This is a genomic window from Phycisphaerae bacterium (assembly GCA_035275405.1).
GTDB lineage: Bacteria > Planctomycetota > Phycisphaerae > UBA1845 > UTPLA1 > DATEMU01.
In genome coordinates this window covers 272,714-287,119 of sequence record DATEMU010000003.1, presented here as the reverse complement: position 1 = coordinate 287,119, position 14,406 = coordinate 272,714, and the positions used below count along the sequence as shown (strand labels likewise).

At 63.4% G+C, this 14,406-nt stretch carries 14 protein-coding genes; 9 read left to right on the top strand and 5 right to left on the bottom strand.

Features of this window, described 5'->3' with window-relative positions:
• Positions 1 to 65: 65 nt before the first annotated feature.
• Positions 66 to 449 (bottom strand): hypothetical protein, encoded by a 384-nt coding sequence (locus VJZ71_03090; GenBank protein HKQ47039.1) that lies wholly within the window; start codon positions 447 to 449, stop codon positions 66 to 68.
• Between the two features lie 113 nt (positions 450 to 562).
• Between VJZ71_03090 and VJZ71_03085 the strand changes: the two genes are divergently transcribed.
• Both VJZ71_03085 and VJZ71_03080 read left to right on the top strand, forming a co-directional pair.
• Entirely contained in the window at positions 563 to 1,336 is a 774-nt protein-coding gene (locus VJZ71_03085) for a DUF2007 domain-containing protein (GenBank protein HKQ47038.1), read from the top strand.
• Positions 1,337 to 1,341: 5 nt separating this feature from the next.
• Positions 1,342 to 2,040, top strand: a complete 699-nt coding sequence (locus VJZ71_03080; GenBank protein ID HKQ47037.1) for a DUF2007 domain-containing protein — start codon at positions 1,342 to 1,344, stop codon at positions 2,038 to 2,040.
• 20 nt (positions 2,041 to 2,060) lie between these two features.
• Here VJZ71_03080 and VJZ71_03075 read toward each other — a convergent pair whose 3' ends face one another.
• From VJZ71_03075 to VJZ71_03065, 3 genes are all read right to left on the bottom strand, one after another.
• Positions 2,061 to 2,408: a hypothetical protein gene (locus tag VJZ71_03075; GenBank protein ID HKQ47036.1), complete on the bottom strand. Its 348-nt coding sequence runs from the start codon at positions 2,406 to 2,408 to the stop codon at positions 2,061 to 2,063.
• 621 nt (positions 2,409 to 3,029) lie between these two features.
• Positions 3,030 to 3,899: a hypothetical protein gene (locus tag VJZ71_03070; protein HKQ47035.1), complete on the bottom strand. Its 870-nt coding sequence runs from the start codon at positions 3,897 to 3,899 to the stop codon at positions 3,030 to 3,032.
• 101 nt (positions 3,900 to 4,000) lie between these two features.
• Positions 4,001 to 5,176 (bottom strand): saccharopine dehydrogenase C-terminal domain-containing protein, encoded by a 1,176-nt coding sequence (locus VJZ71_03065; GenBank protein HKQ47034.1) that lies wholly within the window; start codon positions 5,174 to 5,176, stop codon positions 4,001 to 4,003.
• A 62-nt stretch (positions 5,177 to 5,238) separates the two neighbouring features.
• On the opposite strand from VJZ71_03065, the gene VJZ71_03060 reads away from it, so the two are divergent.
• From VJZ71_03060 to VJZ71_03035, 6 genes are all read left to right on the top strand, one after another.
• Positions 5,239 to 6,510: a glycosyltransferase gene (locus VJZ71_03060; GenBank protein HKQ47033.1), complete on the top strand. Its 1,272-nt coding sequence runs from the start codon at positions 5,239 to 5,241 to the stop codon at positions 6,508 to 6,510.
• Positions 6,511 to 6,589: 79 nt separating this feature from the next.
• Positions 6,590 to 7,909 (top strand): serine hydroxymethyltransferase, encoded by a 1,320-nt coding sequence (gene glyA, locus VJZ71_03055; protein HKQ47032.1) that lies wholly within the window; start codon positions 6,590 to 6,592, stop codon positions 7,907 to 7,909.
• A 29-nt stretch (positions 7,910 to 7,938) separates the two neighbouring features.
• Entirely contained in the window at positions 7,939 to 8,598 is a 660-nt protein-coding gene (locus VJZ71_03050) for a hypothetical protein (protein HKQ47031.1), read from the top strand.
• Positions 8,599 to 8,708: 110 nt separating this feature from the next.
• Entirely contained in the window at positions 8,709 to 10,121 is a 1,413-nt protein-coding gene (locus VJZ71_03045; GenBank protein ID HKQ47030.1) for a GGDEF domain-containing protein, read from the top strand.
• A gap of 120 nt (positions 10,122 to 10,241) precedes the next feature.
• Positions 10,242 to 11,174 (top strand): hypothetical protein, encoded by a 933-nt coding sequence (locus VJZ71_03040; protein HKQ47029.1) that lies wholly within the window; start codon positions 10,242 to 10,244, stop codon positions 11,172 to 11,174.
• A 5-nt stretch (positions 11,175 to 11,179) separates the two neighbouring features.
• The gene (locus VJZ71_03035) at positions 11,180 to 11,797 is read left to right on the top strand and encodes a TetR/AcrR family transcriptional regulator (protein HKQ47028.1); all 618 of its coding nucleotides are present in this window, start codon (positions 11,180 to 11,182) and stop codon (positions 11,795 to 11,797) included.
• 38 nt (positions 11,798 to 11,835) lie between these two features.
• On the opposite strand, the gene VJZ71_03030 is transcribed toward VJZ71_03035, so the two are convergent.
• The gene (locus VJZ71_03030) at positions 11,836 to 12,102 is read right to left on the bottom strand and encodes a twin-arginine translocase TatA/TatE family subunit (protein HKQ47027.1); all 267 of its coding nucleotides are present in this window, start codon (positions 12,100 to 12,102) and stop codon (positions 11,836 to 11,838) included.
• 184 nt (positions 12,103 to 12,286) lie between these two features.
• Here VJZ71_03030 and asnB point away from each other — a divergent pair, with 184 nt between their 5' ends.
• Positions 12,287 to 14,215 (top strand): asparagine synthase (glutamine-hydrolyzing), encoded by a 1,929-nt coding sequence (gene asnB, locus VJZ71_03025; protein ID HKQ47026.1) that lies wholly within the window; start codon positions 12,287 to 12,289, stop codon positions 14,213 to 14,215.
• Positions 14,216 to 14,406: the final 191 nt, after the last annotated feature.

Here is a 14,406-nt window from a genome sequence, read left to right as displayed (position 1 = left end):
AGCGGCAATCGCGTGACCCATTGCGACCCCGACGGGAAAAACCAAACCGCCGCTTCCCCAGCCGTTCACCAGGTTTGCTGCTTACGCATCGCGTCGTGTTGTTTGCGCATCGACTCGAATTCCTTGCGGGCCTGCACAGCACGCTCGCGACTCGCCGGGGTTGCCAGCTGATATGAAAGAGTCGGTTCGGCAGGCACCGAACGCGCCTGCGGCGTGTCCGTGTCGCCCGTGGCGCGGCCCCCCTGCCACACGACGCCCGTGTCCGCCATCCAGTTCGCGTTCCAGTTGAAGTTCGTCTCTGGAATCTCCAGCGGCTTGCACTCGAACTCAAATCCGCCACCCGGCTCGCCCGACTTGGCGATCGCTTTGTTGACCACATGATGCGCCGCGTACTTGACCGCCGCCCCGACCAGCACGATCGCCGCAATGGCCTTCAAGACATCGCCCACGTGATTTCCCTCCCGGAGAAAACCCGGACCGCGCCATCGCGCCGGTCCGTATCCTCTAACCTACGAAACGGCCGACCAGCCCGCCAAGACTCATGATGCCCTGCGAACGCCTGATGGAATATCGGTCCCTCGGCACCCGCCGCATTCAGCAACGCGTGTCGGTCGATTACAATTTCCCCATGACGCGCGTCGCCTCCGCAGATAACCCTTTGCACGCCCGCATCCTCGTCTCGCTGTTGGAGGACGAAGGCATCAAAGCCTGTGTGCAGGGCGAGGCGCTCTGGGGCGCGCGCGGTGAACTTCCTTTCGATACCGTGCCGACGATCTGGGTTCTGCACGACGAAGATGTCGAAAGGGCCGTTCGGCTCATCGGTGAAAAGGAGGGAAAACCCAATCCGGCGTCATGTTCCAAGTGCGGCTACGACCTGCGCGGACTCGACCGAGCGCGTTGCCCCGAGTGCGGCACGCCCTTCCGCGTGACAGGCGAATGGATCTGTCCCTGCGGCGAGCAGATGGGTACGCAGTTCGAGGCATGTTGGAAATGTCGCAGACCTCAGGAAGACGCGGTACGAGTCATTGCGGCGCAAGCGCGATCAAGCGCGGCGAGCGGAGAGGGAGCGGACACGCTTGCGAACCCCGCGTGCCTCGTATGTAGGGGCGCAGGGCGCGTCCGCCGCCGCTGGATCCCGATGTTCCTGGTAGCCTACGCCTCGATGGCCGTTGGCGCGGCCCTCTTTGAGTTCGGCTTTGGGCGTTTCCAGACTTTGCAGGACAAGTACTGGAACTTGGGCAAGATGTTTCTCATTGTAATTGTTCTCCTCGGCCTCGCGGTCATCACTCGCTGGCGAAAATGCCCGTGCACGCTGCGAACAGACTCGCTTGATTAGCTTGATTGGAACATCCCATGGTCCGCGTCGCCCAACCCGCCGATCCGCTCGAGGCCCAGCACCTCCTCGGCGTCCTGGAAGAGCACGGCATCCGCGCGGTCGTGCAGGGCGAGGCCCTTTGGGCCGCGCGCGGCGAACTTCCCTTCGGACCCGAATCCGCGCCTTCGCTCTGGGTGACCGACGAAGCAGACGCCGAGCGCGCCCGGCAAATCCTCGCCAACCACAAGTCATTGCGGCAGCGTACATATTGTGCGCGGTGCGGACACGAGCTTCGGGGCGAGGGCGAAACGAGATGTCCGACTTGTGACACGCCGATTCGCATGGCGGCGACATGGGCCTGCCCGAATTGCCGCGAAGAGATCGAGACGCAGTTCACGAATTGCTGGAACTGTGGGAGGCAGCGTGGCGACACGGCGGCATCAACTCGTCGCGACGATCGGGGGCCGGTCACGGAGTCGGCGCCGCCCTGCGCCCGATGCGGCGGCAAGGGCTACGTCGAACGGCAGCTCATGCCCGCGATCCTCCTCGCCTGCGGTCTCTTCCTGGGGTTCGCCGCCCTGCACAACGCGTTCGGGCACACGTCGCTCGGCGGATTTCGGATCGATGCCTTCCTGCCCCGTACCTTTTACGCCCTCGTTGCTGTCCTGTGCCTCTACTTCGCCCGACGCCTCCACCGCACGGCTTGCCCCTGCCGCGACGAATGACCGAACGATACCCGTTGGAGTCATTTCTGGCGCGCGGAGCTGTGCGCATCCACCTGAAATCGCTTGAACGCCTTCCGCCCGAACTCCTTCGACACGCGGGCCAGGCGGTGCTGCCGCACGTCGAGTGTCTCGTGCTTTCCGTTGACCTTTCGCACGAGCACGAAAGGCAGGCAAACCTCGACCACCTTCATCGGCTGGACCGAACAGGGATAAAGCATCACACGGATCGGCTCGACGGGCTGCCAGGGCTGTTCAAAAAACAAGGGCAGAAACTCCCCGAGCACGTGCAGGATCGACACATAATCGCCCGCACGAATGTCCTCCGGCGCGAGGACCTGCGAAATAGTCTTTTCGTCTTCCTTTTCCATACTTCATTTTCAGCGCAGCGGGGCCGCCCGCGCGGCGCAGCGCGAATCGTCAACAGGGTCAATGCACAAATCCGATCAAGCGAGAGGAGGGGGCGATTAGCTGACGGGGCGCAATGCGATAAGCGATTCGCGCGCGCCGCCCGCATGCCGACCCGTCGGCATTGGCGAAAATCGAATTGTCCCGTTCGCGGCGCGCATATCGAATCCCTTATGTTGGGCGAATTGTAGAGCGAGGATCCACCCTGTCAAGTGCGATATTTCCTCGGCCCGATCTCCATTGACGGCGGATGAACCGCCAATGGAGATCTTCGGGTGGAGGGAAAGTTAGGACAAACGAAATTGGATCCGGCTAACGGCGCCGACGCACTGCAAAGATACCGAGCGCCAACAGCGCAAGCGTTGCCGGCTCCGGCAAGACGTTCAAGTCAAGGTCCCCATCGACGCCCGGGATTCGGTCGCCGCGGCGAGCCCCAATCCCAGTACCGCCAGGACAAGGCAGGCAGGTTTCTTCGACATGATTTTTCCTCCCAGACATGGCTCGCCCCCGCGTTGAAATTGTTATAAAGACCCGGCCACGCCCTTGCCGGAGTTCGAGCCCTCGGGGGGCGTGCAACCGGGTGCTTACTCGAAACAGGTCGGCGTTTCGTCGTTCAGCACGGCATCGACAAAGGCGTCGACGTCGGCCTGATCGAGCACGCCGCTGAAATCTTCGTCGGCGCAGCCGCAAGTACGCAGGATCAGGCTGCTGCTCGCCGTGCAATTCGTGAACTGTTGGATATCAAGGGCGGTGACGGCGTTGTCGCCATCCACATCGCCGGCACAGGTGTTGCACCCGGGGTCAGTCACAAGGAAGGGCGCGGTCGCGTTGTTGGTGAACGTGGCCGCGCCCGGCGTGAGGGCATAGTCGGTGGAGTTGGAGTTGGATTGGGCCGTGGCGGCGCCCTGGAAGAGCAACGCCTGATGACCACCCGTCGGCAACGGCCCGGCAAAGGCCGGTCCGAAGTTGCTGTTGGGGTCGTTGATGACGTTCCCGGCATGGGAGCCGGTGTAACCGGCGCCGCCCCAACTGAGCCGCCAGTAAATGATGCCGGTGTCGCTCTCGAACGTGAGCGAGCCGGCGGCGAGGTAGGAGACCGGTATGAGATTGGTCATCGTGAAGTCTGGTTCCACGCCGGGCGCCGTGTAGTCGAAGAAATTGGCACTGGCGATGAGTACACGATCGCCCGTCGTGCCGTTCGCGACATTGGTCGTCATGTTGATCACGACGATTGGATTGGCGCCGGCGGCGTCGTGGACACGGATCCGCGCTTGGCTGACAAAGTTCTCGAAATCCGCGCGCATCCGAAGCTGGATCGCCTGAGCGGTCGGATCGCCGTTGACGCCCCCGATCACCTGCTCGATCTGCATGAGGTGGAAGCTGGCGACGGCCGGGGAAGCCAGCAGCGTCGCCGAAATACCCGCGAAGATGGCGGGGCGAATAGAAAATCGCATGGCTTCCTCTCCCACTTGGCGCAGGGACTACGCCCGGCTCTAAGGATGAATGTCGCGAGGGGAGGGGGCCTATTGCAGGAATGGTCCGTGGGTCGCAACGATTAATTCGCCGGCTCCACTGTGCGATAAGTCACGTTGACGCCGCGGCTTGAAAGCTGCTTGAGCAGGTGCTCCAGCAACCCCGTCTGGCGGCCCAGGTACTCCGGCGGATGCACTCCCGGCTCGTGAAATCGCCTCTCGGCCAAGAGCCGGGCCACGATGACGCAGGGGAAGCCGGTCGTCCGGGCCATCGAGGATTGGCCCGCCGCCCGATCGTATTCATCATAAAGGTCGTACGTGTGTCGGAGCCGCCGCCCGTCTTTACGACCCTCGACGATAACGCGCAGGACCGTGAATTCCTCCTCACCCGGCTCGTAGGTCCACAAGGGGAACAGGAGCTTGGAGGTAACATCGAGCGGTCGGACCTTTACGCCGCGAACCTCAATCTCATCTTTGCTGAAGAACCCCGTCTCGCGGAGGATGCGCATCAACTGAATGTGGCCGGGGTAGCGCAGGGTCTTTTCCACCATGTTGGGCGCTTTAATCGTCTTCAAAAGACTTCGCAGGCCGTCCGTATTGAAGGCCTCCAATGGGCCGACAGGAGGGAAGTCAATCAGTTCCGGTTCCGACAATGCCGGTTTGGTGACGATCTGTCCGCCTTCGACCATCCGCGCGGGCCGCGTGTACTCCTCCAACACGTCTGCCGGAGCGAAGGGCGCCTTGTACTGGTACATCCACCTGGGGCGCTTGGGCAGTCCGCCGACATAGAAGACCACGCGGTCGGTCGCGTCCAACTGCGCCGCACAGTGCCCGATGATCACATTCGCCAGACCGGGCGCTACGCCGCAATCGACCACGGCCGAGACGCCGTGCTTCTTCGCCAGACCATCCAGCTCGGTCTGGTCCTCAACCATGAACGAGATGTCGGCGAAGGGTTTGCCGGATTCGATCACCGCGCGGAGCGTCATGAAGCCGAGCGTGCTGGGCATGGCCCCGACGACGATGTCGGCGTTTGCGACGGCCTGTTTGATCTGCGCGGGTCCGCCGAGGTCGCGGCACTCGGTCCGCAGGCGCGGGAATCCCTTCAGCCGTTCAAGGTTGGCCTGGCTGACGTCAATCGCCGTAACGTCGAACTCGCCGTCTCCCGCCAGGTCGCGCGCCATCGTCGCCCCGACCAGCCCGCATCCCAATACCACGGCCTTTTTCGGCATCAACGTTGCTCCGGTTCCGCCAGCCACGAGATTGTACCGACAATCGCGTCGTGTTTGTGTGCCGGTACCGACTCCTTAAGATGCCATTCGTGGAGCTATCTGCCGAAACCTGGGTGTATTTCGTCGTCGCGGTCTTCACCGCGCTGGCCTATTACGAGGGATTCTGGTTGGTCAGGGAATCGCTCGGCTTATACCTCTATGTCCGTCGAACCACGGCCGGGGCCAGGAAACTGAAAGACGCGGAAGGGCGATTTCTCTATCAGCCCCGTGTCGCGGTCATCTTGCCCTGTTGCGGCGTGGACGAGCGGCTGCACCAGACCGTGGGGCGCCTCGGCTGCCAGAATTACGCCGATTACGAGATCATCTTTACCCTCGAATCGGAGGAGGACCCGGCGTACGAGGCGATCGGCCGCTGGACGGCGGACTGGACGCTGGTTCGCCACCGGCGCGTCGTCGCCGGGCTGACACAGCAACGTTCACAGAAAATCCATAACCTCCTGGCCGCCGTGGAGCAGGTATCGCCGGACCGCGAGGTCCTGGTCTTCCTCGATTCCGACGCCGTCCCCTCCGCCGACTGGCTGGGCCATCTCGTGGCGCCGTTGAACGACGAGGCCGTCGGCGCGGCGACAGGCTTTCGCTGGTACTGTGCGTCGGGTGGAATTGCCAACGGTCTCCGCTCCGTCTGGAATGCCGCAAGCGTCACCCTTATCCGCGATGAGCAACGCAACTTCTGCTGGGGCGGTGCGACCGCCGTCCGCCTCGATCGCTTCAAGTCGCTCGACATCGCCCGCCGCTGGAGCCACGCGCTTTCCGACGATTACCAGATGACGCGGGCGGTTCGCGACGCGGGGCTCATCATCCGTTTCGTCCCCCAGGCCCTGATCCCCAGCCATGACCGCACGACGCTGCGCGGCTTTTTTGAGTTTGCCCGGCGGCAGTTGATCATCACCCGGGTTTGTGCCCCGGACATCTGGCGCACCGGCCTCTTGTTATGCACCGTTTTTGTCTTCGGCGGCTCGGCGGCCGCCGTGCTCTTTTTTCTTTGCCTGCTGGGCTGGTTCGGCTCGATGACCGCCGGTTGGTGGGCCTTCGCCGGCTGGATGGTCGTCATGCTTCTGACCTTGGCGCTCGTCACCTTCCGGCAACTGGCGGTTCGGCAGATCCTCGGGCCGCCCGATGTGACATGGAAGGATGCCGCTTGGGACATCGCCGGCATCTTTTTCGCGGGGATGCTGCACCAGTCGGTCTTCGCGTCATCAATCGGCACGCGCCGCTTCGCCTGGCGCAATACGGTGTACGAGATGATCTCGCCGGATGAAACGCGCGTGATCGGGCGGCTGGACAAAACAAACGAGCAATAGGGCCTAATCGACCTGTTGGTCCTATTCCTCGACGCGGATCAGTTGTCCGATCGTTGTTTTTGCGCTAGATTAGTCAGCCATGAGCCTTCAAAAGAATCCCATCGCCGATCAAGACCCCGAACTCTGGAAGGCCTTTGTCGCCGAGGAAGAGCGTCAGGCCAGGACGCTGGAGCTGATCGCCTCGGAAAACCACGTCAGCGCGGCCGTGCTCGCCGCCGCCGGCTCTGTCTTCACCAACAAATACGCCGAGGGATACCCCGGCAAGCGCTACTACGGCGGCTGCGAGCACATGGACACCGTCGAGCGGCTGGCCATCGACCGGGCCAAGGCCCTCTTCGGCTGCGAACATGCCAACGTCCAGCCGCACTCTGGCAGCCAGGCCAACCAGGCCGTGCTGCTCGCCGCGATGAACCCCGGCTCGCGCTTCGACGAGGCCGAGCAGAAGGAAAAGAACCCCGGCGAGCCCGTGCGGACGCCCGGCGACATGATTCTCTCGCTGCACCTTGACCACGGCGGCCACCTGTCCCACGGCAAGTCCGTCAACATCAGCGGCAAATGGTTCCGCGTGACGCACTACTTCGTGGACCGCGAGACCGGCCGGATCAACATGGACGAGGTCCGCAGCCTCGCCCGCGACTGCAAGCCCAAGCTCATCATCACCGGCGCGTCGGCCTATCCACGCCTCTGGGACTGGGCCGCCTTTGCTTCCATCGCCAAGGAGGTCGGCGCGCTGCTCATGGCCGACATCGCCCACATCGCCGGTCTCGTCGCGACCGGCCTGCACCCCAGCCCGGTTCCGTTTGCGGAATTTGTGACGACGACGACGCACAAAACGCTCCGCGGCCCCCGCGCGGGCCTGACGATGTGCCGGGAGGCGTGGGCCAAGAAGATCGACTCGGCGGTCTTCCCTGGTCTGCAAGGCGGGCCGCTCATGCACATCATCGCCGCCAAGGCGGTCGCCTTTGGCGAGGCGCTGCGACCGGAGTTCAAGGCGTATCAGCAGCTCATTCTCGACAATGCGCAGGCCCTGGCGGAATCGCTCCTGTCGCGCGGCCAATCCCTGGTCTCCGGCGGCACGGACAATCACCTGATGCTCCTCGACCTCCGCAAGGGCTATCCCAACGTCTCCGGCGCGATGGCCGAAGACTGGCTCGGCCAGGCGGGCATTGTCGTCAACAAGAACATGATCCCCTTCGACGAGCGCAAGCCGATGGAGACGAGCGGACTGCGTCTGGGCACCCCGGCGCTTTCGACCCGTAAAATGGGCCCGGACGAGATGAGGCGGATCGCAGGGCTGATCGATCGCGTCCTTTCATCGGGTGGCGCGAAGGCGGCGATCGACGCGGTCCACGGCGAGGTGTTGGAGCTTTGTGAGCAGTTTCCCCTGCCCAAGCATTGAATAGCGAATTACGAATAGCGAATAGCGAAATGAAGACGCCAACGGCGACAGCCTCGTATTTCGCTATTCGCTTTTCGCTATTCGCAATTAGTCTCTGCGGTTGTTCCGGTTCCGCCAGGATCAACTTCATCTCCCTCAACACCAATGCCATCGATCCGCCCCGCACGGAGCCGTGGCGTTTCAACGCACAGGAGTGTTACTGGTGGCTCGATGAAACCGGCGAATTCAACCTCGCCATGCAATGCCGCAAGGCCAACCTGTTTCTTGGCAGGCTCGGCGACGTGGAAATCGACCTCTCCTTTGCCCTCGACGGCCCCCCCGCCGGCAGCGGCCGCGACTATCCGCTTCGACAGCGCGAGGTCCGCGCCGCTATCCTGTCGCCGGCCGGCAACCAGCGCTTCAACATCCACACCGGGGTTTGCTCCGTGATCACCGGCAAGGATGGGACCTATCGCGGGAGCTATCGCGTGTGGATGACGCCCATCGCGGAAGTCAACATCCTTTCGATCCTGCCGCAACGGCCGGGGCCGATTCTGTGTTTCGGGACCTTTCACGCGGTGCGCAATCCTGAGCGCGGAAGCGAAATCCGCGCCAAGTCCGAGAGCTTCGGCGCGGTCCGCCCGCCGCGAAAGCCGCCACCTTCCACCCAACCGGCAGCGACTCCCGCGTCCGCGGACCTCGCGAAATAGTCCTATCGGACCTGCTCCCCCCCCGGCCGCTTGACTAAATCGTAGAGTTAGTCTGAAAGGACCGGCGAGTCTCCGCGCGCCGCGTGCGGAGGCAGCGGACAGATTACCACTTGCGACTCGAAGACCACGCCAGATTGGGTATTTCACTTCGCCCCGAAGCCTCCGAGGCGCCGGCAGCGCCGCGTCATCGAGGATCTTCGCTCGATCGACTCCTTCGTCGGTGGCTGGTCGTCGCCATATTGCCCGTCGTCGTCGTTTCCCTCGGATTTCACGAACTCACGCTCCATCACCAGGCGCGCTGCGCGCAGGAATCGGCTGCGTCTATCCTGGCCCAGACGCTCGCCGCGCAATGGCGGTCCAACAACCGGCTCTCTGCCGACGAGATACGGCGTGATTGCCAGAACCTCGCCTTGCAGCCTGCCATTCTTGCGGCCGCCGTCTTCAACCCCCAGGGCGAATGCGTGGCTCAGACCATGTGCCACGACGATCTCGTTTCCTTTCTCCATCCCGATCAGCCGACTGATTCGTCGGGAGCGGCCCCGGAGAGACCTTCGCCCCCAGAACTGGCCGCCGAATTTCCGGTGATCCAGCGCGTGGACATCAATCTGGGGCCGCAGTTTGACCCGCAGCGCCCGGCACGGGTGGTTCTGCTGATGGGAGCGATCGATCTCGCCGGACTCAGCTCTACGCGATGGGGGTTCTGCGCTCTCGTGACCGCCACGGCAGCCTTCGGGTGGTTACTGGCTACTGGGGCCCTCCGGCGGCGGGTTGCGCGGCCCATCGAGCGGTTGTTGCAGGTCTCCAGCAAGCGCCGGGCGGACTCGGCCCTGGCCGATGCAACACCGGAGCCCGGCGAGCTGGGAGAGCTGACCCGCTGCGTCAACGGCCTGAAGGAGGAGGCCTTTCACTGGCGTGGTCAGGCCGAGCGCGTGGAGCGGCGCATGGCGCTCCAGCTTGCCTCCCAGACGCGCGAGATTTCGCGCGATCTGCGCAAGTTCCAGCGCGAGGCGTGGCTCGACCCGCTGACGCGCGTCAAGAACCGCCGCTTCCTCGACGAACAGCTTCCAATCATCTTCGCCGCCCACCAGGGCGCCGACCTCGACCTCTCGCTGGTGATGCTCGATCTCGATCACTTCAAGCGGCTCAACGACGAGCGCGGCCATCAGGCGGGGGACGAGGTGCTGGCCTTCCTTGGCGAACTTCTGCGCCAGTGCCTCCGCGCCGATGACATTCCCGTTCGTTTCGGCGGAGACGAATTCGTGCTCATTCTGCCCGGCGTCTGCGCCGAGGACGCCATGGGGCTCACCAAGCGCCTGATGGCGCTCTTCGCCCAACGCGTCAAGGTCATGTTTGACGGACGCACGGTCCCCGGCGTCACCGCGGGAATTGCCGCCCTGATGAACAATCGCCCGGCGACCCCGGCGGGTTTGCTTGCCGCCGCCGATCGGGCCCTTTACCAGGCCAAGAAATCCGGCCGCGGAAGCATCCAGATCTGCCGCCCTTTTGAAAGAAAGTCGGCCTGACAAATCGGTTAAGCTCGACATACCGCCGGTCGCGTCTATAATTGCTCGTTCGCGGCGGCGTCCGCTCTCGCATGCCGACCGTGTGGGTGCCTCGAACGAATATTGACCCGGCGTTACCCTTTGCGATATTTCCCTTTCTTCATTCTTCTCCTCGCGCCGCTCGCCTTACTGTCGTCCGGTTGCGGAACGGCCGTCCGGCTCCTCGCGCAGACGCAGCAGGATGGCGACCGTAGCGAGGGCCTGACCTTTTACCTCGGCGGCGCCGGGCCGATCGGTTATGTTGGTTCCATTGACGTGCCCGGCGGTTTCAAGGATGCCGGCTATCTCGGTGAAGTGGATGTCTTCACCTGGCAGAGCCTGACGCATGCCGGCGATCAGATGAACCTCTCGCGCAACCGCTCGAAGGCCGCGGAACTCGCCGCCGAGATCAGACGGTACCGACGCCAATATCCCAGTCAGAAGATCAATTTGATCGCCCTTTCCGCCGGCACCGGCATCGCCGCATTCGCGCTGGAATACCTCCCTGAGGGGATCCAGATCGACCGCGCGGTTTTCCTGGGTTGCAGCTTGTCCAGCAAATACGATCTGACTCGCGCGCTGCGGCGGGTTCGCGGCGGCTTGTATGTCGTCCATTCCGAGTTCGATCCCATCCTCAAAAACGTCGTCTGGTACACCGGGACGGTCGATCGCAGTTCGGCCGAAGACGGGATCGCGGGCCTGGTGGGCTTTCGCCTGCCGGACCAACGAGGCCCCGACACCGAACGCCAATACGCGAAGCTGCACAACGTGCCCTATCGCTATGACTTCAGCGATTTTGGGTATGAGGGCCGGCACACCGACTGCACCAGCCGCGAGTTTATCGCCGAATTCATCGCCCCGGCCGTGATGGGCGACGATCGAAAACTGATCGGCGTGCCCGTCGCGGAGTGGACAGCCCAACACGGAAACAAGCGTCCGCGCGGTCGATCCCCCACGACACAAAGAGCACGAACGGGCGCTTCGGGTCGCCCGGGAACGGCGACCGCCAATCGGCTGCCCAATTCCGGGAACTAACACGGATGGCCAAACCGCCGCGCATGAAGGCCACGGATCGACGGCGGCAACTCCTGGAAGCCTCCATCGCCTGCTTCGCCGAACACGGCTATCAGGGTACGACGACGGCGCTGCTGGCGCGCACGGCCCAAATCTCTGAACCGGTCCTTTATCGACACTTCGCGAGCAAGCAGGAGTTGTTCGTCGCTCTGCTCGAACAAGTCGGCCGGGAAGTCCTTCGCGAGTGGCGCAAGGCCATCGCCCCGCTCAAATCGCCCCAGGACCAACTGCGCGTCCTGCTGCGGCTCAACCCCGCCACGACCGATCCTCGCACCAAGCAGCTCTATCGCGTCATCTTCTCGGCCCAGGCCGAGTTCAATGAGCCGAAGATTCAGGCCGCCCTGCGCGAGCACTACCAGCGTTATGCTCAGTTTCTCACAAACGTCATCCGCCGCGCCCAGCGGGCCCGGCAGGTGCGCGAGGATGTCTCCGCGAGCGGTCTCGCCTGGCAACTCATCCACGCCGCCATCGGTTTCGCCCTCATCAAACCGCTGGAAATCCCCGGCCACGCCACCCCCGCCACCGTGGAACAGGCCATCGGCCTGCTCATCGAGCAGCTCGCGGGCGATCGCAATCCGGATTGAGAGGCTTCCAGAAGTGTGGCGAGGACGGTGACTGCCGATCATTCCCCGCTCGGAGGCTCGGACTTCTTTTCGGATGGACTGTGAGCGGCGCTGCCTCCCGAATTCGTCGGCGTGGAATTCGCGCGTTTGATCTCGTCGCCGGTGTCCTGCAGCCCCTTTTTGAATTCCACGATCCCCTTGCCGAGCGAGCGGCCCACTTCCGGCAACCGGCGCCCGAAAATCAGCAGGGCGATGAACGCGATGATGAGTAGTTCCTGCCAGCCGAGGTTCGGAAAAAACGCCAGCAGATGTTCATGGGGGGACATGTGGTGCTCCGACAGGTCTTGCGTGACTTCCTTAACTATATCGCCGTAATCGGTCCTCCGCCAGTTGCGCGGGGTTTTCCACGGTCTGCCAACCGACCGAACGGCCTGCCAGGCAACGATTGCCGATAGAAAACAAGGGATTATTGCCCGTTTTTCGAATCCCGGTCCTCTTGCGAGCGCTCCAATGTGTGGCATCGTCGGCATCGTCAGCTCTGCTCCGCTCTCCCTGGAGGACCGTTCCGCGCGCGATGAAATGGCGGCCACGCTGGCCCATCGCGGGCCGGACGGCTTCGGTCGCCACGACGCGCCAAACGTCGCCCTGGGCCATCGCCGCCTGGCCGTGATCGACGTGACTGGCGGTGGTCAGCCTCTCAGCAATGAAACCGCCTCGATCTGGGCCGTCGCCAACGGCGAGTTCTACAACTTTCGCGAACTCCGCGACGACCTGGCCTCGCGCGGCCATATCTTCCGCACCGCGAGCGACACCGAATGCCTCGTCCATCTGTACGAAGAACACGGAGATCGGTGCGTGGACCGTCTCGCCGGCATGTTTGCATTCGCCGTCTGGGACGAGCCGCGCCGCCGGCTGCTCGTCGCCCGCGACCGGCTCGGCGTCAAGCCGCTTTACTATTGCCTGGACGATGACCGCCTGCTCTTTTCCTCGGAATTAAAGTCGCTCCTCGCCGCACGAGTCCGCGCGGAATTCGACCCGACCGCTCTCGCCGACTATCTGACGTACAGTTTCATCCCGTCTCCCAGGACGATCTTCACTGGCATTCATAAGCTGCCTCCGGGCAGTTTACTCACGTATCAAAATGGCCGCGTCACGGTCCGCCCTTATTGGGACCTCGCGTACCAGGGTCTGAGCGACCGCCCGCTGGACGAACTCGCCGATTCGCTATGGGAAAACTTGCAACGGGCGACGTCTCGCCGCCTCGTCTCCGATGTGCCGGTCGCCGCATTTCTGAGCGGCGGTCTGGATTCCACCGCCGTGGCCTGGGCGATGACGAAAACGTCGCGAGCCCCCGTCGTGACGCTGACCTGCGGGTTTGACGAAAAGGACTTTGACGAACGCGCCAAGGCCCGCACCGTAGCGGCCCTTCTCGGAACGGACCATCACGACGCCATCGTCCGCCCGCAGTCCGTGGGTTGGGCGGACACGCTTTGCGAGTTCTTCGATGAACCATTTGCCGATGCCTCCGCCATCCCCACTTACCAGCTTTCCCAATTCGCCAAGCGCTACGCCACGGTCCTGCTCTCCGGCGATGGCGGGGACGAAATCCTCGCGGGCTATCGGCGTTACCGATTCGATCGCTACGAGGGGCAAGTAAGAAAACTCGTACCGTCGTCCATTCGTCGCGCCGCCTTCGGCGCTGCGGCCCGGCTCTATCCCGACCGCTCATGGCTGCCGCGTCCGCTGCGCGCACGCGCGACGCTGGCGAATTTGTCGGTCGATGCGGCGACGGCGCATGCGCTCTCGATTTCGACGCTCCGACCCGACGATGTTCGGCGCCTGCTGAATCCGGATGTAGCCGCGCAACTCGGCGACTACGACCCGCTCGAGCACTCCCGCGGACACTACCACGGCTGTGATGCCCCCGATCACCTGTCGAAGTGCCAATATGCCGACATTCGCCTCGGACTGGCCGACGGCATCCTTACGAAGGTCGATCGCGCGAGCATGGCCCACGCCGTCGAAGTCCGTTCGCCCATGCTCGACCACGAGTTCGTGCAGTTTGCCTGGTCCATCCCGCCCCGCATGCGAATCCGCGGCCGCGCCGGCAAGTGGCCGCTGCGCTCCCTGCTCTCGCGCCGCCTCGATCCGGCGATCGCCTCGCAATCAAAGGCGGGATTCGAGGTCCCGTTGGATGCCTGGTTCAAAGGGCCGCTGCGCGCGGAGTTTGAATCACGAGTCCTTGCCCGGAACTCCGCCTGCCAAGATTGGTTCGATGCCTCGATCATGAAGCAATTTCTTGCCGAACACCTGTCCGGCCGCCGCCGGCACGGCCCGACCCTTTGGAAGCTGCTGATGTTCGAGGCCTGGCACGACCGTTACTTGAAGTCCACCCGACGCGTGGCCCCGCCGCACAGGGTCCTTGTTGCCTGTCCCTAGTCAAATTGATGAGTCCTTCCATTGTCAAACATCTGATCCTCCCCGCACACGAAAGGCTGCTCGGCCGGGGAACACTCCGCTACCTCTGGCAGTTGGAGCAGTCGCAATGGTGGTCGCACCGTCATCTCCAGGGTCTCCAGGAAGCCAAACTGCGCCGCCTTCTGATCCATACCCACAGGCGATCGGCTTTT

What these genes read in the sequence shown, in the direction of transcription:
- asnB (HKQ47026.1), top strand. Translation starts at nt 12,287, where the DNA reads ATGTGTGGCATCGTCGGCATCGTCAGCTCTGCTCCGCTCTCCCTGGAG.
- VJZ71_03070 (HKQ47035.1), bottom strand. Translation starts at nt 3,899, where the DNA reads ATGCGATTTTCTATTCGCCCCGCCATCTTCGCGGGTATTTCGGCGACG.
- VJZ71_03075 (HKQ47036.1), bottom strand. Translation starts at nt 2,408, where the DNA reads ATGGAAAAGGAAGACGAAAAGACTATTTCGCAGGTCCTCGCGCCGGAG.
- VJZ71_03030 (HKQ47027.1), bottom strand. Translation starts at nt 12,102, where the DNA reads ATGTCCCCCCATGAACATCTGCTGGCGTTTTTTCCGAACCTCGGCTGG.
- VJZ71_03050 (HKQ47031.1), top strand. Translation starts at nt 7,939, where the DNA reads ATGAAGACGCCAACGGCGACAGCCTCGTATTTCGCTATTCGCTTTTCG.
- VJZ71_03035 (HKQ47028.1), top strand. Translation starts at nt 11,180, where the DNA reads ATGGCCAAACCGCCGCGCATGAAGGCCACGGATCGACGGCGGCAACTC.
- VJZ71_03085 (HKQ47038.1), top strand. Translation starts at nt 563, where the DNA reads ATGGAATATCGGTCCCTCGGCACCCGCCGCATTCAGCAACGCGTGTCG.
- glyA (HKQ47032.1), top strand. Translation starts at nt 6,590, where the DNA reads ATGAGCCTTCAAAAGAATCCCATCGCCGATCAAGACCCCGAACTCTGG.